This window comes from Epilithonimonas sp. (genome assembly GCF_036780765.1).
In the GTDB taxonomy this organism is placed as follows: domain Bacteria; phylum Bacteroidota; class Bacteroidia; order Flavobacteriales; family Weeksellaceae; genus Epilithonimonas.
This window is the reverse complement of record NZ_DAIQCG010000001.1, coordinates 583,491-606,725: the sequence shown is the minus strand read 5'-3', so window position 1 is coordinate 606,725 and position 23,235 is coordinate 583,491. Positions and strand designations below refer to the sequence as shown.

Genomic DNA, 23,235 nt, shown 5'->3' with positions numbered 1-23,235 from the left:
AATTAATTATGAAAAAATTATATATATCAACAGTAGCTGCAACGCTTTTACTTGCGACAAGTTGTCAGACAGATTTTGAAAACAGTACAGAGGACGTTGTAGTAACTTCAGGTGAAGCTAATTTCTCTAAGTATGTGTCTTTAGGAAATTCTTTAACTGCTGGTTACAGAGATGGTGCTCTATATGCAGACGGACAGAACGAGTCTTACCCAAGTATGATTGCTAAACAAATGCAATCAGCGGGTGGTGGAGAATTCAAGCAGCCATTGATGCCCGATAACAATGGAGGTCTACTACTGACTCTGCCGACAGGAAATGTACAGATAGCAGATACCAAAAGAGTAATTACCGGCTTCAGTGCAGGAACACCTACAATAGCTTTTGCTAATGATAACAAAGCAGCTACTATTACCAATACTGTGTTAACAGGCCCATTTAATAATATGGGAGTTCCTGGTGCAAAAGTATCACATCTGTTAGCTCCTGGTTATGGAAACGTTCAAGGTATTCTTGCAAAAACAGCTAACCCTTATTTTGTTAGATTTGCATCAAGCCCAACAACTTCTGTTATCCAAGACTTTTTAGCACAGAAACCAACATTTTTCAGTTTATGGATTGGCAATAATGATGCTCTTCTTTATGCTTTAGCTGGTGCTGATGATACTGTTGAAACATTAACTCCTGCAGATCAATTCGGAACCTATTATAATCTCTTGGTGTCTCAAATCAAGACTTCCGGAGCGAAAGGTGTAATTGCAAACATCCCAAATGTAACAACAATTCCTTCTTTGACAACCGTTCCTTATAATCCGTTAACAGCAACGTTGCTTGGTAAGGGAGATGTAAATGTTGGAAACGCTACGATTGACCAACTAAATAGTAGTTTATATGGACCACTTAATCAAATTTTAACTGCTTTGGGAGCTGGTGACAGAATTAAACCATTATCAAAAACTGCAACCAATCCTTTATTGATTTTTGATGAAAGCCTTCCTAACCTAGGTAATGCTATAACAACAGCCGCTTTAGCATCTGGAAACCCACAATTGATGGCGTTAGCACCTTATCTTGGTGCTACCTATGGTCGCGCCAGACAGGCTAAATCAACAGACCTTATCCCTTTGACTACGTCTGGATCAATTGGTACTGCTGCAACTCTTCCTCCAGGTATCCCAGCTAGTTTAGGCGCAAGAGGTGTTGCTTACCCGTTTGAAGACAAATATATTTTAACAAGCACAGAAGCTACAGCTATTGACACTGCAATTAACAACTATAATGTTATTATTAAAAAAGCAGCTGACGATAACGGTTATGCTTTTGTAGATGCCAATGCTAAAATGGTCGAATTGAATTCTGCATCTGGAATCCAGTGGGATGGCGTAAGATATTCTGCAAAATTTGTAACTGGAGGAGCTTTCTCTCTTGACGGAGTGCATTTAACCGGACGTGGTTATGCTATTATTGCTAATGAATTCCTTAAAGCGATCAATACGAAGTACAAATCCAATCTTCCTATGATCAGCCCGAATTCTTATTCCGGTGTTACTTTTCCTTAATCAGAAATTAACTTCAATATATCAATGCCGTCTCGTTATTCCAGCGAGACGGTTTTTTGTTGGTATCAAATAATATTTTCAAAATATAAAAATTTGATTATTTTTACAAAATGCTTTCAAAAAGAGTCAAATACGCGATCAAAACTTTGCTTTTCCTTAACAGGACGAACAATGCTTCATTATTTTCCGCTAAAAAAATATCGGAGAACGAACGTATTCCGCTCAAATTTTTGGAACAAATCCTGCGTGAACTTAAGCAAAACAAAATTCTCAAAAGCGAAAGAGGTGCTGAAGGTGGCTATACTTTTATGAAAGATCCTGCTGACATCAAAGTTCTGGATGTGATTAGAATTGTAGACGGACCTGTTGCAATGTTACCTTGCGCATCACTCAATTTTTATGAAAAATGTGCGGACTGCACAGATGAAGCTACTTGTGGCATCAGAAAACTTTTAATCAATGTTCGTGACAGTATGCTTCCAATTTTGGATACAAGCATCGCTGATATGACGAAATCTGAAAAGTTCCCTATCTAAACTATGTTCACAGACGAATATTTTATGAAGATGGCTTTCCAAGAAGCTCAATTCGCTTTGGAAAAAGATGAAGTTCCAATTGGTTGCATCATTGTTTCAAATGATAGAGTGATTGCTAGATCTCATAACCTTACAGAAACACTTACCGATGTTACGGCTCACGCAGAAATGCAGGCCATCACCTCAGCGGCTAATTTTCTTGGTGGGAAATACTTACAGAATTGTACTTTATATGTGACATTAGAGCCTTGTGTGATGTGTTCCGGAGCTTTGGCTTGGTCACAAATTTCGAAAGTGGTGATTGGCGCTAGAGATGAGCAAAGAGGTTTTATCAACAAAGGATTATCTCTTCATCCAAAAACCGAAGTTGTGACAGGTGTTTTGGAAAACGAATGTTCGGCAATCGTAAAAGACTTCTTTAAAAACAAAAGATAACTATAAGTCTTTCCCCAGGTAATACAAACCTTTCAAAGTGTGAAGTTTATCCGCAATATTGATTTTATTAGTCAAAGGTTTATAAACGTGGCTTACACCGCCGGTTGCGATAACGAAACAGTTATCATTAACCTCATCATTAATCCTGTCTATAAAACCTTCTACCATACCAAGGAAACCGTAAACCATTCCGCTTTGCATACAAGTAATCGTATCCAAACCTAAAACAGATTTCGGCTTTACCAATTCGATTTCCGGTAGTTGGGCGGTTCCTTTTATCAAACTATTGAGTGAAGTTATAATTCCTGGCGCGATGATAACGCCAACAGTTTCTCCATTCTCCGTAAGACAACTTGCTGTGAGCGCAGTTCCAAAATCCAAAATGATTTTTTTATTTCTCGGATATAGATTATGCGCCGCAACAAGATTTGCATAGATATCTGTCCCCATCTGTTTGGACTTTGGAATCACTCCGGATGGTATATTTCTGTCAACAATTATCGGAATTTTCTGATGAATTTTCTTAATCGAACTTGCTACCACTTTCGTTAATTGTGGTACTACAGAACCAATAATGACTTTATCAATCTTATCAATCTCGATTTTATAAGTCTGATAAAGCATCAGAATCTGAACAAAAAGTTCATCCGTAGTTTTATAGGGTTTGGTATTAATAACCCAAGAGATGTCGCAATTGTCATCATCAAACAACCCGAAACGGATATTGGTATTTCCTATATTGATTACAATGGAATTCATTTTTTGATTTTTGTCCGAAGTCCGATGCTGGAAGACGGAAGTTTTTTACCTATAGACTATAATATTTTTTGAATTGAAATCTTCTGACTTCTGACATCCTTCTTCTGACCCTTATTTCACTTCCAAATAATTATCCTGAGGATTAACATCCGCTAATCTTTGGCTGAAATCTATTCCCATTGCTGATAACTGAGATTTTGTATATGGAATCGTAAAGCTGTACTCCTGCTGAGTCCAAGCCCAGTAAGGTAAAGTCTGAATATTACCGTAAATGTCCTTCGTCTTCCAAACTCTGGTCAAATTCAACGGAATATTATAATTGATAACTTTTTTATCTTTTGTCAAAATACTGAAATCAATCGGCATCGGAACACCGCCTTTATTCACCAAAGTAATAGTTGTTGATTGAGGGTCATATTTCACATTCTTGATTCCGTAATCAATTGTTTTGGTTGTGTTAATCCAATAATGCTGGAACCATTTCAAATCCATCCCCGAAACCAATTGTGCAATGTGGATAAAATCTCTTTCCGTTGGATGTTTCATCGCCCATTCGTCGTAATATTTCAGCATAATTTTACTCAAATTTTCTTCACCCACGATGTAACCCAACTCTACTAAAAACGTTTCTCCTTTGATATAACTTGCATAAGTATAAGCTGTTCCGTTATCGTGATGATCACCTAACCAAACTGCAGGTTCCTCTTTACCCGATTTTGCGAAATTAGCATACGCTTTCAAAGCACCAACAAATGGATTCGGTTGTGATTCTCTTGGCGGGAATAATCTGTAAGAAACAAAATCTTCTGCATACTGCGTGAAACCTTCATCCATCCAAGGTCTCACACTTTCGTTGGTTGCCAACATCTGCTGAAACCAAGAATGCGCACCTTCGTGGAACATCAATCCGCTGAGACCTTCTACTGAATTTGCTTCGCCTAGAATCATCGTACACATTCCGTATTCCATTCCTCCATCGCCACCTTGAATGAATGAGTAACTTGGCCATTTGTAACGTCCGAAAGTCGCATTCATCAACTGGTAATATTTTGTGATGTATGGTTTCATTTCTGACCAATATTTTGTTTTTTCAGATTTTTGGTAAACCAAATAAACTTTTGGTCCATCCAAAATCGGGAAACTTTCCACTGAGTAATCTCTGTCAGCCGCCCAAGCGAAATCCAGAATGTTTTTCGCTATCCATTTCCAAGTCACTTTATTAGAAATATCTTCTTTTATCGTTGCACTGCTGTCATAACCTTTTACTTCCGTTGGATTTTCCAGATTTCCTCCAGCACCTATGATATAATCTTTATCGATTTTGATATTCACTTCATAATCCGAAAATGGTGCGTGGAACTCTCTTCCAACATAATCAAACGCAGCCCAACCGTCATAATCATATTCAGCGATTTTTGGATACCATTGTGTCATTGTCATATCGACACCTTCGCGGTTGTTTCTTCCAGCTCTTCGGATTTGCATTGGGATATTGGCGTCCCATTCCATTGTGAAAGTGGTGGAGGAATTTGGTTTAATTGCTTCTACCAAGAAAACCTTCATCACAGTTCCCTGAATCTCGAATTTCAAATCTTTTCCGTTCTGCTTTATCCAACGGATATTCTGTGCACCTTCTTCATTTTTAGGAATCTCTGACAATCTGGAAACCACTGTATTCCCTACTCTTTTTGCCAATCTTCCATCGGCGTTCACACCTTGAGACTGCACACGCTGGTCCATCATAGAACCTGCTTTGAAAGCGTTCCAATACAAATGAAAATAAGCGACTTTCAACTCATCTGGTGAATTGTTTCTATAATCCAAAGTTTGTTTTCCTTGATAAGTGAAATTAGCGGCATCCACATCAATATCCATTTTGTATTTAGCATATTGCTGATAATAAGGATTTTGCTGAGCGGATAAGAGAAAAGAGAAAAGAGAAAAGAATAAAGATATTTTTAGTTTTTTCATAGGAATATGATTCAACCTAAAAGGTTTGTTGATAATAATTTTACCAAAAATACTAAGTTTTTGTTGAATGGCAAGTGTGAAACCATATAAGGTCAGCTGTGAATGGAAATTTTGTAGATTTGAAAGAAGTAATAATGTTTATGAAAAAATTATCAGATATTATTAAAGAAAAAATCCAACAAGAAATTATTTCAGGAAGATATCCATTTAAGTATTCTTATGAACAGTTTCAAATGGACGCGAACAACTACAAGGAACTTACAGATTCCGTTAAATTATTAAATACTGAATTGAGAACAGATTTAGACTTCGAAGTTGAGTATTTTGATTTCATAATTAACAAAAACACTCAATTAATTTTATCGTTACGGGAATATTTTCAAATTTCTGAAAAAGCAGAAAAGGATTATTCTACAAGTGAATATTCATATAATGTCATTAATCATTTTTGGATGATTTTCACAGTTATATCAAATAATTATATTTCCTTAAAAGATTTATTTTTAAACGGTAAAGACTATCAAGGTAAAGTATTATTTAGAAATACGATTGAATTAACTGAACTTTGCATCAGCATTCTTGGAGATGAGGAATTTTACAATTTTTTCAAAAAGGAAAACAATATAAATCATCCATCTAAAAATTATCAGACTATAAAATTTGATAGTATCAAGAAAAAATCTAATAAAATTATTCAAGAAATTAAAAAACTTCCAAACAATAATATTGACAAGGAATTGTGGGATGAATATTTAAAAATGAGAGATGAATACTATGATGATGCTTCTAAGCATATACATTCTAACTTTTTCAATTTAATGTTAAATAGTCATATACCTTTAAAGAATTTTGGCGAATTAGATTTATCGGAATCCCTTGTTCATAATCTCACAGGAATAATAAGTTCGAAAACTGAAAAAAATATTGAACAGGTAATTTTATACGATTCTATCTCATATATGATTTTGATGATTCTTTTAGTGGATAATCACAAATTACATTTTTCAAAATTGGATTATAAAACTAACTATTTAACAATATTATCTGCAAATAATTGGGAGTTATTGAAATTTAGAAAGAAACATTGAATTTATTTTTTATAATCCAAAAACATTTCCAATAAATATGTTCAGATTCCTACGGAATGACAAAAAAGTGTTTTTATGTTGATTGTTGTTTTATGTTTAATCTGCAGTCCGACTTGAGCGGAAATCCTTTTTTGCTTGGCTTCAAATTCTATTTAATGAGAAACTTTCTGCAAAAAAGATTGGGAGCGGAAGGCGGATTAAGCTGCCCCAAATTTAATCAATCCTAAAAACCGGATAAAGACGATGCGTTTTCTCGTAATAGTCCGAATGCTTATAAACCCAATCCAACTGAGCTTGTCCGTCTTCTGCAAATTTTGGATTAATGGATTTTTCCAATTCGAAAGCGGTTTTCAAAGCTTTGTTATCTTTCAGAAGTTGGCTCGCTGTATCTTCGAAAACATAAGCCGAATAATATTCTTTCTGACCCAGAATCGCATCAAAGAAATTCCAGTTGAAATAGGAATCAACCGCTTCTGGCTCCAAAGTTTCTAACAGAAATTTCACACCGTCTTGATCCAATGGAACCAGAAAATCGCCAGTTCTGAATTTGGTTTTTCCCGATTCTTTGGTCACAAATGTGTCGTAATGCAGATAATGACCTTCGTAAGGATTCTGAACGGTTTTAAAATCTTTTATTCTGTATTGCTCCACCACAATCGTCGAATCCTGTTTGATTGGAATCATTTTGATTTGATTGAGTTTCAGCAAATCGATGATTTTCCATTCGGATTGTGGAATGACGTAATATTTTGGAATCGTGATTTCTTTTGCCGGAACATAAGTATTGTAGAATTTGACAGGTTTTGAAAACTTAGAATTTCTGTCGTACCAAAGTCTCGTTTTTCCGGAAACATCGCTTGGCTTATATTTGGCTTCAAATCCTTTGAAATCGATGTTCTCATACTTTGTAGAATCGAGTTTCCAAGCCAAAGCATATCGGTTTCCAACTTTGTATTGTTTCAGATTTTCAGCTCTTTTTTGCTGAATGGTTTTATAATTTTCATCGATATAATTAAGATTGTCAACCATATAATCGTAAGTGACTTTCACACGGTCTTTGTAAGGTTTCAGCATATGCGTTTCCACAACCGTCCCGATAGAATTGAAGAGCGTTGTGTAGCCTGTCGCATATCTCGGAGAATCCACAAAAGCAGGAAAACCACCATCCGGAACATCGCCGTGAATATTGACATAAGGAACAGAAATCACGCCTTTTTTCTCCATATTTTTCAGAAGCGTTCTCTGCATTTCGTCATTGAAATAATTGCCGAGAACATTCCCCAATCTTTCCTTATTTGTCGAAATATAAGTGAAAGTGTATTGATAATCTGCGCCATTACTAACGTGATTATCAATAAAAACATCAGGTTTCAGCCACCCGAAAATCTGCTGGAAACTTTTGGAATTTTTTGAATCTGTCTTGATGAAATCTCTATTCAAATCAAAATTCCTAGCATTGCCACGAAAACCATATTCTTCCGGACCATTTTGATTGGCTCTGGAGAAACTTCCTCGGTTCAGCATTCCGCTCACATTATAACTGGCAATCGCAGCGAAGATGACGTTCTTCGGCGCCTTGATTTTTCCGGTTGCCAAGTCTCTCATCAACATCATTGTTGCATCAATTCCGTCTGGTTCTCCTGGATGAATGCCATTATTGATAAACAAAACAGACTTTCCTTTTCTCGCTTCTTCGAAACTTTTTCCTGATGGATTAAAAATCACAACATCGATTGGCGCGCCGTTGTCATCTTCGCCTTTAGTTTCGTAACTGATTGACGGATATTGTTTTGATAATTCCTGATAGAACTTTCGCATTTCATCAAAAGTCGTAGTTTGATTATCGTTGCCTTTTTCGTAAGGTGTTTGGATTTGAGAATAGCCGAAAACCGAAATTAGGATGAATAGGGTGGAGAGATTTTTCATAGTACAAATGTAGAAAACTCGAGATTTAATAAAACAAAAATCCACAGAATTTCCTGTGGATTATATTTTTAAAATGAATAAAGATAATTAGTCATTCAACTTCAAAACAGCCATAAACGCTGACTGTGGAACCTCAACTCTACCAATCTGTTTCATCTTTTTCTTACCTTCTTTTTGTTTCTCCAAAAGTTTACGTTTTCTGGAAATATCTCCACCGTAACATTTTGCGGTAACGTCTTTTCTCAAAGCTTTGATGGTTTCTCTCGCAATAACTTTTGTTCCAAGAGCTGCTTGAACCGCAATATCAAATTGTTGTCTAGGAATCAATTCACGAAGTTTTTCACACATTTTTTTACCGATGTGATAAGCATTAGAATCGTGAATCAAAGAAGATAAGGCATCTACCATATCGCCGTTGATCAAAATATCCATTTTCACTAACTTCGAAGCTCTAAATCCAATTGGATGATAATCGAATGATGCATAACCCTTAGAAATAGACTTCAATCTGTCATAGAAATCGAAAACAACCTCAGCCAAAGGCATATTGAAAATTAATTCAACTCTTTCGGAAGTTAAATAACTTTGATTAACAATTTCGCCACGTTTCTCGATACAAAGTGTCATTACGGAACCCACAAAATCTGATTTTGTAATGATAGAAGCTTTGATAAAAGGCTCTTCCACTCGATCCATTATGGACGGATCCATCATTTCCGATGGGTTGTTGATTAAGATTGGAACTTCTGGTTCTTTTTTAGAATATCCAAAATAAGATACGTTTGGAACTGTCGTAATCACATTCATATTGAATTCTCTGTCCAAACGTTCCTGAACAATTTCCATATGCAACATTCCTAAGAATCCGCATCGAAAACCAAAACCAAGTGCTGCAGAACTTTCCGGTTCGAAAACCAAAGAAGCGTCATTCAGTCTTAATTTTTCAAGAGAGAATCTTAATTCTTCAAAATCCTCAGAGTCAATTGGATAAATCCCCGCAAAAACCATTGGTTTTACTTCTTCAAAACCTTCAATCGGCGCTGCTGCAGGCTTGTTAAAAGATGTGATTGTATCTCCAACTTTTACTTCACGAGCATCTTTGATACCTGAAACCAAATAACCTACATCGCCACATTCCACAGTTTTCTTTGGAACTTGTTTCAATTTCAAAGTACCAACTTCATCAGCACCATATTCTTTACCTGTAGCGAAAAATTTGATTTTCTCGTTTTTAGTAATGCTTCCGTTAACAACTTTGAAATAAGCTTCAATCCCTCTAAACGGATTATAAACAGAGTCAAAAATCAAAGCTTGAAGCGGCGCATCTGGATCACCAACCGGCGCCGGAATTCTTTCAACAATTTGTTCCAATAAATGATGAACACCTTCGCCTGTTTTACCAGACACTCTCAAAACATCTTCATATTCGCAACCGATAAGATTCATAATCTCGTCAGTCACTTCTTCTGGGTTTGCAGAAGGAAGGTCAATTTTATTCAGAATTGGAATAATTGTTAAATCATTTTCCAAAGCCAAATACAAATTACTAATCGTCTGCGCCTGAATACTTTGAGCAGCATCAACAATCAAAAGCGCTCCTTCGCAAGCAGCGATAGAACGGGAAACTTCGTAAGAGAAGTCAACGTGTCCTGGTGTATCAATTAGATTAAGAACAAATTTTTCTCCTTTATATTCGTAATCCATTTGAATCGCGTGAGATTTGATCGTGATTCCACGTTCTTTCTCAAGATCCATATCGTCTAAGGTTTGCGATTGCAATTCCCTTTGACTAACAGTGTTTGTATATTCTAAAAGACGATCTGCCAATGTACTCTTACCGTGGTCGATATGCGCAATGATGCAGAAATTCCTGATATTCTTCATTTATAATTCTTGTAATTTGCAAAGATAAAAAAAGAGACCGAAAAGTCTCTTAAAAATATTTTTTATGAAATTTACTTTTTAAAAATGTAATCGCCTGTAAGTGGGTCAATATAAATATTATACTTTTCTTCTTTCTGTAGTTTCTTATTTTTTGCATTAGCATCTATAGCTCCCGCAATACCACCTACAAGCCCAAACATTCCGTATGTTGAATCCATTTGAACTGGGAAAAGTGTACCATAATTCGTAAAAACATAAAATCCTTTATCATCTTTAAACATTTCTAAAAACCCACTAAATATATGATGATACATCTTTCCATTTTCTACATAAGCAAACATTTTGTGTGCAGGAATTTTTTCATCACCTTTCTTAGCTCTTAATACTTCACCTTTGGAATTTTTAATCAACTCATAACCTTCTAACGGTTTTCCGTCAAAAAAAGATTTATAATCTGGATAAACCCCATCCTTGATTTGATTACTTTTAAAAAGAGGTAATTCTTTAGTAATTATGTCAGCATATTGTGGAAGCTCATTTTCATTAATTTTCAAATCTGAAGGTTTGGTTGTGTAAGAATTTTTAATAAACTCGTGCAATAGATTTGAAACAGTAAGAGACAATCCAAAAGGAGATTTCGGTAGATTTGGACTGATGTTAACAACTTTATTAATTCTATCTAAATAGTAAAATCCTCCATCTTTTGAGATGAATGAACTAATCATCACTTCCACTTTTGGAACTGCAGCACCTTGCTCCTCATCACTGAAAATTTTAAGATTTTCTAAAAAGATGACAATATCAATAGTCCCAACAGCATTTTTATTAGAAGAAACAAACCAATTATCTATACTTTTCTTTGCATCATTATCTGGAAATTCAAAACGGTATGTTTCTTTTTTATGAGTAATTGTGCCCACTTCTTTATCTTCTCGGTTGTCAATAACAGATAAAGATTTAACAGTCTTTGTATTATCTCTGATAGATTCGTTCAGCTTTATTGTTACTGTTTTCTGAGAAAAAAATAAGACTGGAAATAATAGAAGAAAATATTTGATTTTCATTTTAATTAATTTTTTTTTGCAAAAGTAAATTATTAGTGTTTACTACAATCTATATTATATAAAATTAATTTTATGAATCAAATAAGCAAAGTATTATAAACGTTAATGTTTCATAAAAAAAAGAGAATGATGAAAAAAGTTTTATTTTTGCAAATTAATTAGAATCAAGTAAGCAGAATTATTCTGTGCGGAATTATGAAGAAATATATCAGTTTAGTAGTATTATCTATGTTTTTGCTGTCTTGCAAAACTGAAATGGATCAGGCGATGAAGAGTGCCGACAAAGATTTTATCTTAAAAGTTGCAAACGAAAAATTTGCGAAGAAAAAGTGGGCAGATGCCTTGGCTTTATATGACAGATTGCCAAATCTTGTGGCTGGAACAGATGATGCTCCAAACGTGGTTTTCAACTCCGCGTATGCCAATTATTATGACAAAAATTACAGATTAGCGGCTAATCAATTCAAAAATTTTGCTATTAGTTTCCCTCAGGATTCTAGAAAAGAAGAAGCAGCTTATCTATCAGCTCTTTGTTATTATGAAGGATCTTTGCAGTATAATTTGGATCAAAGTAATACAGAATCTGCCATCACAGAATTACAAGGTTTCATTAATGATTATCCGGATTCTGAGCGTTCTAAAAATATCAACCAATTGATTGATGAATTAGCTTACAAACTGGAATTCAAAGCTTTTGAAAATGCGAAGCAGTATTTCAAAATGGGAGAATACAAAGCGGCTACTGTAGCATTTGAGAATGTTTTGGAAGATTTTCCAGCTACAAAATTGAAATCAAAAATTTATGATCTTTCTTTAAAATCTAAATATGAATTAGCTATCAACTCCATTTATGATTTGAAAAAAGAAAGATTAGACACGGCGGCTGCTTTTGCTAAAAGAGTGAGCACAGAGTTTCCTAACTCAGAATATTCTAAAACAGCTGATGATCTTTACGCAAAATTGGAAGACGAAAAAGTAAAATTCGCCAAAGTTCAAGTAGAAGTAGAGAAAAGAAAAGCAGAATATGAAGCTAAGGTAAAAGATGCTGAAGCTAAAGAAAACGAGAAAAAAGATCTGGCACAGGAGAAAAACCAGCTAGAAATGCAGAAAGCTGCAGAGCAGACGAGAAGAGACAGTGCGAAGATCAATTCGTCTGAGCCTCAAGCTACTTTTAAGTTTAAAAGATAATTACTATATTTGCATTCTCAAAAATATTTCCAGTCCAAATGAGTATTAAAGATACAAAAGCTGAAGTAAGTACAATTACTTACGACAAAGATAAAATCGAAGAAAAAGTAGGTAGCATCTATGAGGCTATCGTAATCATGGGTAAAAGAGCAGAGCAAATCAATGCTGAGATCCGTTCTGAACTACATGGAAAATTGGATGAGTTTGCTGTTCACAACTCTACTTTGGAAGAAGTTTTTGAAAACAGAGAACAAATCGAAATCTCTAAACATTACGAAAAACTTCCAAAACCAACTTCTATCGCTTTGAAAGAATGGTTGGATGATGAAATCTATTTCAGAAAAACTGAAGAAAAGAAATAATCTAATAGATTAAAGATATCAAAACCGTCTCGTATTAATTATGCGAGACGGTTTTTTTGTTAATAAAATTATTAATACTTTCGTTAATAAAAATCAAAGTAAAAATGAGCTTGCAAGGCAAAAAACTGATTCTTGGAATTACCGGCGGAATTGCTGCTTACAAAATGAATTATCTCGTTCGGGATTTTGTAAAAGCTGGCGCAGAAGTCAAAGTTATTATGACTAAGTCTGCAGAAGATTTCGTTTCACCGTTGACTTTTTCTACGCTCTCAAAAAATAAAGTTTACAACGATTTTTATGATGACAACAAAACTTGGAACAACCACGTTGAGTTGGCACTTTGGGCAGATTTGATTTTAATTGCACCTTGCACGGCTAATACTTTAGCAAAAATCACCAATGGACTTTGTGACAATTTTCTGATGGCAGTGTATATGTCTGCAAAATGTCCTGCTGTTGTAGCGCCCGCTATGGATTTGGACATGTATGCGCATCCAACGGTAACGAAAAATCTTCAAACTGTGGAAAGTTTTGGTCATCAAATTATTCCAGCAGAATTTGGAGAATTGGCGAGCGGACTTGTTGGACAAGGGCGATTAGCAGAACCTGAAACCATTTTCAAATTTGTCGAAAATCAATTTTCTGACTCCGAGAAAAACTTAACTGGAAAAAGATTCTTGATTACAGCTGGCCCCACTTACGAAAACATTGACCCTGTGAGATTTATCGGCAATCATTCTTCCGGAAAAATGGGATTTGATCTGGCAAAAGAAGCTGCGAAAAGAGGCGCAGAAGTCATTCTAATTTCCGGACCTTCTTCTCAGAAAGTGGTTGATAAAAATATCACGCTTCACAAAGTCACCTCTGCTCAGGAAATGTTTGATGAAGTTTTCAAATATTACGAAAATACAGACGTGGCAATTATGAGTGCCGCAGTTGCAGATTACACGCCGAAAGTTAAAGCGACAGAAAAAATCAAGAAAAACGACAACGAATTAACGATAGAATTGGTTAAAAACAAAGACATTCTCAGAACAATGGGCGAACAAAAAAAGAATCAATTTTTAGTTGGTTTTGCATTGGAAACTCAGAATGAAGAAGAAAATGCAAAAGGAAAATTAGTCAAGAAAAATCTGGATTTGATTGTCCTTAATTCTCTTCGGGATGAAGGCGCAGGTTTTGCCAATGCAACAAACAAAGTCAAATTTTTCACGCCCACCGAAGAGCAAGCTTTTTCCTTAAAAACCAAAGAAGATGTTGCCAAAGACATCCTGAATTTTATTGAACAGAAATTGTAAGAAAGTCCAGAGTTTTTCGTTATTATTTTATCCTTGTTTCAGATTATTTTCTTTGACAAAGATTGCTTATTTTTACAAACCTATTTATGAGAATGAAAAAACTACTTTATATAATTTGTGCTTTATTTTTCGCTCAAACTGCTTATTCGCAAGAGCTTTTGGCAACGGTACAAATCAACAACCAACAAATCGCAGGGAGTAATACGCAGGTTTTCAGAACTTTGGAAAAGTCATTGCGTGACTTCATCAATAATACAAGCTGGACAGGGAAAAAACTTCAGAACTTCGAAAAAGTGAAGTGTAACTTTGCAATTGTTATTTCAGAACGCCCTTCCAACAACAGCTTCAAAGGTTCAATAGTGGTTCAGGCAACCAGACCTGTTTTCAATTCTCAATATGAAACACCTTTGATGAACATTAATGATACTAATTTCACTTTCGAGTATAATGAAAATGAGAATCTTGTCTTCAATGAAAGACAATTTTCAGGGAAAAACCTCATCGATGTTATCAGTTTTTATATTTATGTAATTCTTGGTTATGATGGCGACAGTTTTCAATTGAAAGGCGGGCAACCTTGGTTTGATAAGGCTTTCAAAATTGCGCAAAACTCTCAAAATCAAAACTATGACGGATGGAACGCAATAGAAAGTCAAAGAAACAGAGGCTCATTAATTTCCGGACTTCAAAACGAAAATACATCTACGCTTAGAACGGTTTATTACAGCTATCACAGATCGGGATTGGATAATTTGGCAAAACAAGATCAAAATCCAGCAAAAAAAATCATTGCAGAATCTTTGATGCAATTGAAGTTCTATGAGAATAATTTCCAGATGAACTACCCGTTCAGTGTTTTCTTGGAAACAAAAAGCACAGAGATTTTCAATATTTTCAACAACGGACCTAATACTTCTGTGAATATCAGTGAACTGAAAACGATGATGAGCACGTTCTCTCCGAAAGACATTGATACCAAATGGGATAAGTGGAAATAATAATTTTTAATAGCTAATTATTAATTGTTAATTCATTATGCTTTCTAGAATTTTTATTCAAAACTTTGCTTTAATCGATCAGTTAGACATCGATTTAAAAAACGGATTACAAGTCATCACCGGAGAAACTGGAGCTGGAAAATCTATTATTCTCGGCGCCCTTCGACTGATTATGGGCGAAAGAGCTGATGTGAAATCTTTTGCTAAATCTGATGCTAAAAGTATTGTAGAAACCGAGTTCCGAATCACTGAAAACTTCAAAGATTTTTTTGAAGAAAATGATTTGGATTATGAAGAGCAATCCATCATCAGAAGAGAGATTCTGCCAAATGGAAAATCGCGTGCTTTCATCAATGATGTTCCTGTAACCCTGGATATTCTGAAAGAATTGTCATCGAAACTGATTGACATCCATTCTCAATTTGAAACTTCCAATCTTTTTACCGAGCAATTCCAATTCGGAATTCTGGATGGATTGGCAAAAAATAATACGCTGTTAACTGATTATCAAAGTCAATATTTCAGTTATCAAAATATAAAACGAGAAATTGAACAACTGAAATCTGCACTGGCTGAGAATAATAAAGAATCTGATTATAAGAACTTTTTGTTGGCTGAATTAGAAGAAGCTCAACTCGAAAATATTGATTTTGAGGACTTGCAAAAGCAACTCAATACTCAGGAAAATGCGGAACAAATCAGTGAACAACTTTCTCAAGGTCTTTCCAAGTTAAATCAGGAAGATTTTGGGATTTTAACCAGTTTGTTTGATGTTAAAAATAAGATGCAGAAATTGTCTGAATTATCTTCTGAATATGAAGAAATCAGCCAACGTTTGGAAGCTTCCTATCTGGAACTAAAAGATATCAATTCCGAAGTAGAATCCAAGGCCGAAAATCTTGAAATTAATCCGGCTTTGCTTCAGCAATTGCTGACATCTGTTAATAAAATCAATGCATTATTTTTGAAACATCAAGTTCATACTGTTGAAGGATTATTAGAGATTAAAGATGAATTGTCTTCTAGTCAAAGTTCGCTAGAAACAATTGAAATTAAAATTGAAGAAAAAGAAAATCAACTTAAACATATCGATATTCAATTAGCTTCTCTGAGCAAAAAACTCTCTGAAAACCGAATTAAATTTTCTGGCAGTTTAGAACATAAAGCCAAAGAAATCTTCGCTCAATTAGGTTTGGAAAAAGCCATTTTAAAGATTGATTTATCTGATTCTGCCACTTACAATCTTCACGGGAAAAATAATATTCAGATTTTGTTTCAGGCGAATTCAGGTTTTCCATTAAAGCCTATTCAAGGTGCAGTTTCCGGTGGAGAACGTTCAAGAGTAATGCTTGCCATCAAAAAAATAATGGCAGAAAACAATGCGCTTCCAACTTTAATACTTGACGAAATCGACACTGGAGTTTCCGGAAGAATTGCTGAAGAAATGGGGAAACTGATGAAGGAAATGTCACAAGACTTGCAACTCATCGTTATCACGCATCTTGCGCAAGTTGCTGCAAAAGGAAATCAGAATTACAAAGTGGTGAAATTTGATGAAAATACGGTTACAAAGACTACGATTGTCAAGCTTTCAGAAGATGAAAAATTGAATGAAATTGCACAGCTGATTTCTGGTTCCAAAATTACCGAAGCAGCTATTTCTCAGGCTAAAGAATTAATTGGATAATTTATTGTTGATTCAGCTCCAATAAAGGATCGATATATTCTCTATCGTTACTCAATCTTGGAACTTTGTTTTGTCCGCCTAATTTTCCGCGACTTGCCATCCATTCATAAAACAGATTGGGTTTTGCAGAATGAATGATTGGCTTTCTCAGCGTAATATCATTGTAACGTTTCGCTTCGTAATCGGAATTCAAAGTTTTGAGTGTTTTGTCAAAGACTTCTGTAAATTCATCAATACAGCTTGGTTGTTTGGTAAATTCGAAGATCCATTCGTGGCAGCCTTTGCTATTATTAGTCATAAAAACCGGTGCTCCTGTGTAATCAGAAATACTTGCATTTAGGTTCTCACAAGCTATTTTGAGAGCCGTTTCCACATTATCAATCATCAATTCCTCTCCAAAAGCGTTGATATAATGTTTGGTCCTACCAGAAACTTTGATTCGATAAGGTTTGATGGATGTGAATTTGACAGTATCGCCAATCAGATAACGCCAAAGCCCACCATTTGTAGTGATGACAACTGCGTAGTTTTTATTGATTTCCACTTCAGAAATTGGGATGGCGTTTCTACTTCCAGAATAATATTCGTCCATTGGGATGAACTCGTAGAAGATTCCGTAATCCAACATCAGTAGCATCTCATCGCTTCCAGCTTGATCTTGTATCCCAAAAAATCCTTCTGAAGCATTATAAATCTCATAATATCGGATATCTTTACCGATAATATCTTTGTATTGATTTTTATAAGGCTTAAAGCTAATTCCACCGTGGAAGAATACCTCCAAATTAGGCCAAAGTTCTCCGATGTTATTTTTACCTGTTTCCTGCAATGTTCTTTGTAGAAGCACCATCATCCAACTTGGAACCCCCGTCAAACTTCCAACATCTTCATTCTTCACTTCGCCAATGATAGCTTTCATCTTACTTTCCCATTCGGACATCAATGAAATCTTCTTACTTGGAGTGTTGATAATTTCTACCCAGAAAGGAAGATTTTCAATTAGAATCGCAGACAGATCTCCAAATTTCGTATTGAAATCCTGATAGATTTCTGCACTTCCTCCCAATCTAAGATTTTTGTGTTGGAAGAGCTCACTTTCCGGATGATTGTTCACATAAAGCGCCACCATATCTTTCCCAGCCTTATAATGGCAATCCTCAAGGCTCTCTGTTGTAATCGGGATGTATTTGCTTTTGGCATTGGTTGTACCGGAAGATTTGGCAAACTGCTTTATCACTCCTGGCCAGAAAACATCTTTGTGTCCTTGCCTTGCCCTTTCTATATATGGTTCGAAATCCTCATAACAAACAATTGGGACTTTTTTCTGAAAATCTTTATAGTTGGCAATGGTACTGAAGCCATACTTCTGCCCATATTCTGTCTCTTCTGCATGGAAAAGCTGGGAAAACAAAAGACCTTCCTGTGTCTCCACCGGATACTTTATAAAATGTTCAATCTGATCCATCCGTTGAAGAATAAACCAATTGACTACTGAATTAAAAAGTGCTTTCGTTGCCATCCTTCACAAATATAATAAATTTTGAGAATGGAAAATATTTTGTTTGAAGAAAACAAAAAAGCCGTAAAAAAATTCTACGGCTTTGGCTTTTATATTTTAATAATTAAATCTAATTATTACTCTGCAGAAGCTTCTGGAGCTGCATCTGCTACTACTTCTTCTTCGTCATCATCTTGTCCTGCAGCCGCATTTTTGCTAGCATTTCTAGACATCTTAACAGCAACTACTACAGCGTTGTCTGGATGCATGAAAGAATATTTGTCATTTTTAAGACTTTCTACATAGAATTTGTTTCCAATCTTAAGAGCAGTAATATCCACAACGATCTCGTCTGGCAAATTAGCTGGGATAGCTTTTACTTTTAGTTTTCTGAAAGTTTGTCTAAGAACACCTCCGGCAACAACACCTTTAGAACGTCCTGTGATTCTTACAGGAACTTCCATAATTACTGGTTTGTCATCAGATAATCTGTAGAAGTCTGCGTGAATAATTTTGTCTGTAAGCGGGTGGAACTGAATATCTTGAAGAACTGCAGGGATTACCTGTCCGTCAACCTCAATAGATACCGTGTGTGCTTCAGGAGTATAAACCAAACCTTTGAACGCTTTCTCTTCTGCAGAGAAGTTCAATGGCTCGCCGCCTCCGTAAACAACACAAGGAACTAATTCAGCATCACGTAAAGCTTTAGTAGACTTTTTGCCCACGCTTTCTCTTTTTGTACCTTGAATTGTAATAGATTTCATTTTGTATAAAATTATTTTAAGGGTGCAAAGATATTAATTTTTTTTAAATAATAAACTTCTCACTTATAGATTTGTGCTCGTGTACCATTTTCATTACATCAGAGAACAATTGAGCACAAGACAATACTTTTATTTTGGAGGATTGACCTTCTTTCACTGGGATAGAATCTGTTACAATAACTTCTAATAATTTAGAATTCTCGATATTCTCATAAGCTTTTCCGGAAAGTACACCGTGCGTTGCCATTGCTCTAACAGATTTTGCTCCTTTTTCTATCAAGATATCTGCAGCTTTACAAAGTGTTCCAGCTGTATCAATCATATCATCAATCAGAATCACATTTTTGTCTGTAACATCTCCGATTAGGAACATCTCTTCTACCACGTTGGCTTTTTTTCTTTCCTTGTAAGCAATTACAACATCTGCTCCCAAATGACCTGCATAATTCTTTGCTCTTTTCGCACCTCCCATATCCGGAGAAGCAATCGTTAGATTTTCTAAATCAAGAGATCTGATATAGTCTACAAAAATTGTAGAGGCATAAAGATGATCCACAGGAATCTCGAAGAAACCTTGGATTTGATCTGCGTGAAGATCCATTGTCATAATTCTGGTAGCTCCTGCAGCAGTCAAAAGATTAGCCACTAATTTAGCTCCGATTGGTGCTCTAGGCTTGTCTTTTCTATCTTGTCTTGCTAAACCGTAGTAAGGAATTACAACTGTAATATTTTTGGCTGATGCTCTTTTCGCCGCATCAATCATTAATAACAATTCCAAAAGATTATCGGCGGGAGGAAAGGTAGAAGCAATGAGGAAAACACGCGCTCCTCTTACAGATTGTTCCAAAACTGGTTCAAATTCTCCATCGCTAAAATGTTGAAAATTGATAACTCCTAATGGCTGCCCATAGCACTGAGCAATTTTTTCTGCCAACTCGTGGCTGGTTCTTGTAGAAAACAAATAACTTGCTTGATCTGACATTTTTACTTTTTTGCAAATTTAAAAAATAATGAAAAATCTGAAAATTGATTTTCACTTTATTATAAAAAAAGACCAAAATATTTCTATTTTGGTCTTTTTATTTCTTAACAATATTCTTCAAAAGCAGCCTGAAGATTCGCTGCGATCGCGCCTGCAGGATTACCTTCGATGTGGTGTCTTTCTAACATATGCACCAACTCTCCGTCTTTGAAAAGTGCTACACACGGTGAGCTTGGAGGGAATGGAGCTAATAGCCTTCTTGCTTCTGCTACAGCCTCTGTATCAAAACCTGCGAAAGCTGTCACCAAATGGTCTGGTTTCTTTTCGCCTGTCAAAGAATAAACAACGCCCGGTCTTGCAGCTCCTGCCGCACATCCACAAACAGAGTTGATAACTAATAGTGTTGTTCCGCTTTGTTTAAGCGCTTCATCAACTTGTGCTGGTGTGGTAAGGTCTGCAAACCCTTTATCTGTAAGTTCTGCCTTCATTGGCAATACTAAATCTGCTGGATACATATTAAAATATATTTTAGGTTAATTTCTGAACTGCAAATTTAATCAATTATTATTTTGATTATTACATTAATGATTCTATTAAAATTATACCAAATATCTATTGCGCCATTTTGACCGATACATAACTTATGACGATTAGTTTTTCAGTTTGTTTTTTCGCAGTTTGCCAATAAAAAACCCAAAATCCGAAGACATTGGGCTTAATCAAATCGATATGCAAATTAAGTATATCCAGTTTTTATAATTGATAAAATATAAATGATGAATGATATCAATTATCGTTTATCAACTATCATATATAAATTAAGAAAGTAATTTCTTAACCATTTCGGAAATACTTTTTCCGTCTGATTTTCCGGCTAATGCTTTGGAAGCAACGCCCATTACTTTTCCTAAATCTTTTAGAGATTCTGCTCCCGTTTCAGAAATGATTTTCTTGATTTCTGATTCCAATTCTTCTGCAGACAATTGTTTCGGAAGAAACTTCTCAATTATTCTTGATTGCGCTTCTTCCACTTCAGCAAGGTCCGTTCTTCCCTGAGCCGTAAATTGGTCATAGGAATCTTTTCTCTGCTTTATCATTCTTTGCAAAATCGCAATCTCTTGTTCTGCTGAAACTTCAGCACCCCTGGCTTCGGTTTGCAACAAGATAATTTGAGCTTTCACAGCACGAAGAGAATCTAGAGCAACTCTGTCTTTCTCGCGCATTGCGGTTTTTATCGCGTCGCTTATTATAGTTTCTAAACTCATAATCTTAATCTACATCTTTGTTAAGGAAACGATTTTCTCTCAACTGCATATTCCCATTATTATCAGACAAATAAGTGTTGATATTTTGGTCAGATGCATTAGAACCATCGATATTGATATTCTTTCTTTTGAAAGCCGGAACTGTTTCGAAAACATTCTCATTATCCAATTGCTGGTAACGGGAATTGAATTCTCTCAACTTGTTTCTTCTTTCCATTGCTTTTGAAGAATCCGGAGTTTTGTTGAAGAAAGTGAATCCGCTTTCAGTTTCCTGAACTGGCTCAGACTTTTTCTCTTCTACAATTTCTTCCTTAGTTTCTACAGCGAAAGAAAATCTTGTTGGTTCTTCAATTTTTTCCTCGATGATTTCGTTAACGATCTCTTCTCTGATTGGCGTTTCTTCGATTACCGAATCTTTGATTTCAGAAATAACTTGCTTTTCAATCACAGGAAATTCTTCTTCAATACTTGGTTCGTTGATTGTGAAAGTCACTTCAACATGCTTCTCAATTTCTTCTTCTTTGAAAGACGCTTTTGGCTTGTCCTCTACTTCGAAAGAAAAAGATTGTGCTTCCAAATCTACTTCTTCATAAGCATCTTCTTCAAAAGTAAAAAGGTTATATTCTTGCTTTCCGCTGTTCGAATTATAATCGTTTGAGAAATCTTGGATTCCCTCGTTTTCGATGATTTGAGTTTCAGTTTCAACTTCTTCTACAAGACTTTCTGCAACGGAATTAGTTGGAAAGTTAGAAGTTCCAAAATCGTCATCATCTTCTAAACGAAAAAAATTCTTTCCCGATTGTACTTCTTGTTTTGTCTCTTGCTGAGCTCTGCTTTTGAATGGCGATTCTCTGTGAGATGAAGAACTTGGTCTGTCTTCCAAAGAATACTTGATAGTCTCAGTTACACCAGAATGTTTTTTGTTATCGTTTGAAAAACCAGTTGCAATTACCAAAACGCTAACTGCATCTCCTAATTCTTCGTCTGTTCCAACTCCGAAAATGATGTCTGCCGTATTTCCAGCTTCTTTCTGGATATAATCCATAATCACACCGATTTCGTCCATCGTCACTTCGGAAACACCACTTCTAATCAACAGTAGAACGTTTTTCGCACCAGTGATTTTGTTGTCATTCAATAAAGGAGAATCCAATGCTTTTTTAACAGCTTCTTCCGCTTTTTTCTCACCAGTTGCAACACCAGTTGACATCAATGCTGTTCCGGAATTAGCCAAAACAGATTTAGCATCACGGAAGTCAATATTCACATCGAAATAACCTGTAATAACTTCTGCCATTCCTTTTGCCGCATTCGTCAAAACTTCATCGGCTTTGGAAAATCCTTGTTTGAAACCTAGATTTCCGAATTGTTGTCTCAATTTATCATTATTAATTACAATCAAAGAATCAACATTATTTCTCAATTTTTCCAAACCTAAATTAGCTTGGTCCAATCTTCTTTTTCCTTCAAAACTAAAAGGTACGGTTACGATTCCCACTGTCAGAATTCCCATTTCCTTTGCCACTTTTGCAATCACGGGCGCCGCACCGGTTCCAGTTCCACCGCCCATTCCGGCAGTGATGAAAACCATCTTGGTATTTTGTCCCATTGCTGCTTTGATATCGTCGATACTTTCAATCGCCGCTTTTTCTCCAACTTCTGGGTCTGCTCCTGCACCTAGACCTTCCGTCATCGTTACTCCTAACTGAACTTTATTAGAAACCGGATTGTTATCCAAAGTCTGGGCATCTGTATTACAAATCACGAAATCTACGCCGTAAATCCCCTTCTCGTACATATGTTTCAAAGCGTTGTTTCCACCGCCCCCAACACCAATTACTTTGATGATGGCAGAATTCCCTTTTGGAAGGTCAAATGAAAATCCTTGTGTATTATTTATATTGTCCATAGTATGTTATTTTTAAATTTTGTTAAATCGTTAAATTGTTGATTTGCAAAATTGGCTTTTGCTGG

Annotated in this window: 20 protein-coding genes; 9 read left to right on the top strand and 11 right to left on the bottom strand. The window is 35.6% G+C overall.

All coding sequences use genetic code 11. The features are described from left to right. Positions 1 to 8 precede the first annotated feature (8 nt). From V7P73_RS02880 to V7P73_RS02870, 3 genes are all read left to right on the top strand, one after another. Positions 9 to 1,556 carry a G-D-S-L family lipolytic protein gene (locus tag V7P73_RS02880; RefSeq protein ID WP_333851322.1) on the top strand — a complete coding sequence of 516 codons (1,548 nt, stop codon included), beginning with the start codon at positions 9 to 11 and terminating at the stop codon, positions 1,554 to 1,556. 110 nt (positions 1,557 to 1,666) lie between these two features. After that, the gene (locus V7P73_RS02875; protein WP_124801034.1) at positions 1,667 to 2,092 is read left to right on the top strand and encodes an RrF2 family transcriptional regulator; all 426 of its coding nucleotides are present in this window, start codon (positions 1,667 to 1,669) and stop codon (positions 2,090 to 2,092) included. Positions 2,093 to 2,095: 3 nt separating this feature from the next. Continuing rightward, complete coding sequence (locus V7P73_RS02870) at positions 2,096 to 2,527, top strand: nucleoside deaminase (protein ID WP_333851320.1); 432 nt, start codon at positions 2,096 to 2,098, stop codon at positions 2,525 to 2,527. On the opposite strand, the gene V7P73_RS02865 is transcribed toward V7P73_RS02870, so the two are convergent. Together V7P73_RS02865 and V7P73_RS02860 are read right to left on the bottom strand one after the other, a co-directional pair. Continuing rightward, on the bottom strand, positions 2,528 to 3,286 hold the full coding sequence (locus tag V7P73_RS02865) for a type III pantothenate kinase (RefSeq protein WP_333851318.1): 759 nt from the start codon (positions 3,284 to 3,286) through the stop codon (positions 2,528 to 2,530). A gap of 111 nt (positions 3,287 to 3,397) precedes the next feature. Beyond that, complete coding sequence (locus V7P73_RS02860; protein ID WP_333851317.1) at positions 3,398 to 5,257, bottom strand: M1 family metallopeptidase; 1,860 nt, start codon at positions 5,255 to 5,257, stop codon at positions 3,398 to 3,400. A gap of 119 nt (positions 5,258 to 5,376) precedes the next feature. Between V7P73_RS02860 and V7P73_RS02855 the strand changes: the two genes are divergently transcribed. Further along, on the top strand, positions 5,377 to 6,345 hold the full coding sequence (locus V7P73_RS02855) for a hypothetical protein (protein WP_333851316.1): 969 nt from the start codon (positions 5,377 to 5,379) through the stop codon (positions 6,343 to 6,345). Between the two features lie 213 nt (positions 6,346 to 6,558). Here V7P73_RS02855 and V7P73_RS02850 read toward each other — a convergent pair whose 3' ends face one another. The 3 genes from V7P73_RS02850 to V7P73_RS02840 form a co-directional block, all read right to left on the bottom strand. After that, on the bottom strand, positions 6,559 to 8,271 hold the full coding sequence (locus V7P73_RS02850) for a M14 family zinc carboxypeptidase (protein WP_333851315.1): 1,713 nt from the start codon (positions 8,269 to 8,271) through the stop codon (positions 6,559 to 6,561). 87 nt (positions 8,272 to 8,358) lie between these two features. Next, positions 8,359 to 10,155, bottom strand: a complete 1,797-nt coding sequence (gene lepA, locus V7P73_RS02845; RefSeq protein WP_333851313.1) for a translation elongation factor 4 — start codon at positions 10,153 to 10,155, stop codon at positions 8,359 to 8,361. 71 nt (positions 10,156 to 10,226) lie between these two features. Next, positions 10,227 to 11,219, bottom strand: coding sequence for a hypothetical protein (locus V7P73_RS02840; protein ID WP_333851311.1), 993 nt, complete (start codon positions 11,217 to 11,219; stop codon positions 10,227 to 10,229). A gap of 195 nt (positions 11,220 to 11,414) precedes the next feature. On the opposite strand from V7P73_RS02840, the gene bamD reads away from it, so the two are divergent. From bamD to V7P73_RS02815, 5 genes are all read left to right on the top strand, one after another. Further along, positions 11,415 to 12,407, top strand: a complete 993-nt coding sequence (bamD, locus tag V7P73_RS02835; protein ID WP_333851309.1) for an outer membrane protein assembly factor BamD — start codon at positions 11,415 to 11,417, stop codon at positions 12,405 to 12,407. Positions 12,408 to 12,445: 38 nt separating this feature from the next. Next, positions 12,446 to 12,769, top strand: coding sequence for a DNA-directed RNA polymerase subunit omega (locus tag V7P73_RS02830; protein WP_248875547.1), 324 nt, complete (start codon positions 12,446 to 12,448; stop codon positions 12,767 to 12,769). A gap of 104 nt (positions 12,770 to 12,873) precedes the next feature. Beyond that, a complete protein-coding gene (gene coaBC / locus V7P73_RS02825) occupies positions 12,874 to 14,067 on the top strand; it encodes a bifunctional phosphopantothenoylcysteine decarboxylase/phosphopantothenate--cysteine ligase CoaBC (RefSeq protein ID WP_333851305.1) in 1,194 nt (397 codons plus the stop codon). 92 nt (positions 14,068 to 14,159) lie between these two features. Further along, positions 14,160 to 15,065: a type IX secretion system protein PorD gene (gene porD, locus V7P73_RS02820; RefSeq protein ID WP_333851303.1), complete on the top strand. Its 906-nt coding sequence runs from the start codon at positions 14,160 to 14,162 to the stop codon at positions 15,063 to 15,065. Positions 15,066 to 15,102: 37 nt separating this feature from the next. Then, entirely contained in the window at positions 15,103 to 16,752 is a 1,650-nt protein-coding gene (locus tag V7P73_RS02815) for a DNA repair protein RecN (protein WP_333851302.1), read from the top strand. Between the two features lies 1 nt (position 16,753). On the opposite strand, the gene V7P73_RS02810 is transcribed toward V7P73_RS02815, so the two are convergent. The 6 genes from V7P73_RS02810 to ftsZ form a co-directional block, all read right to left on the bottom strand. Continuing rightward, entirely contained in the window at positions 16,754 to 18,271 is a 1,518-nt protein-coding gene (locus V7P73_RS02810; protein ID WP_333851300.1) for a GH3 auxin-responsive promoter family protein, read from the bottom strand. A 116-nt stretch (positions 18,272 to 18,387) separates the two neighbouring features. Then, positions 18,388 to 19,014 carry a 50S ribosomal protein L25/general stress protein Ctc gene (locus V7P73_RS02805; protein ID WP_333851299.1) on the bottom strand — a complete coding sequence of 209 codons (627 nt, stop codon included), beginning with the start codon at positions 19,012 to 19,014 and terminating at the stop codon, positions 18,388 to 18,390. 43 nt (positions 19,015 to 19,057) lie between these two features. Further along, a complete protein-coding gene (locus V7P73_RS02800; RefSeq protein ID WP_333851298.1) occupies positions 19,058 to 19,996 on the bottom strand; it encodes a ribose-phosphate pyrophosphokinase in 939 nt (312 codons plus the stop codon). A gap of 104 nt (positions 19,997 to 20,100) precedes the next feature. Continuing rightward, on the bottom strand, positions 20,101 to 20,511 hold the full coding sequence (locus V7P73_RS02795) for a BrxA/BrxB family bacilliredoxin (RefSeq protein ID WP_333851296.1): 411 nt from the start codon (positions 20,509 to 20,511) through the stop codon (positions 20,101 to 20,103). A 303-nt stretch (positions 20,512 to 20,814) separates the two neighbouring features. After that, positions 20,815 to 21,261: a GatB/YqeY domain-containing protein gene (locus V7P73_RS02790; protein ID WP_333851294.1), complete on the bottom strand. Its 447-nt coding sequence runs from the start codon at positions 21,259 to 21,261 to the stop codon at positions 20,815 to 20,817. A gap of 4 nt (positions 21,262 to 21,265) precedes the next feature. After that, positions 21,266 to 23,170, bottom strand: coding sequence for a cell division protein FtsZ (gene ftsZ, locus V7P73_RS02785; protein WP_333851292.1), 1,905 nt, complete (start codon positions 23,168 to 23,170; stop codon positions 21,266 to 21,268). Between the last annotated feature and the right edge of the window lie 65 nt (positions 23,171 to 23,235).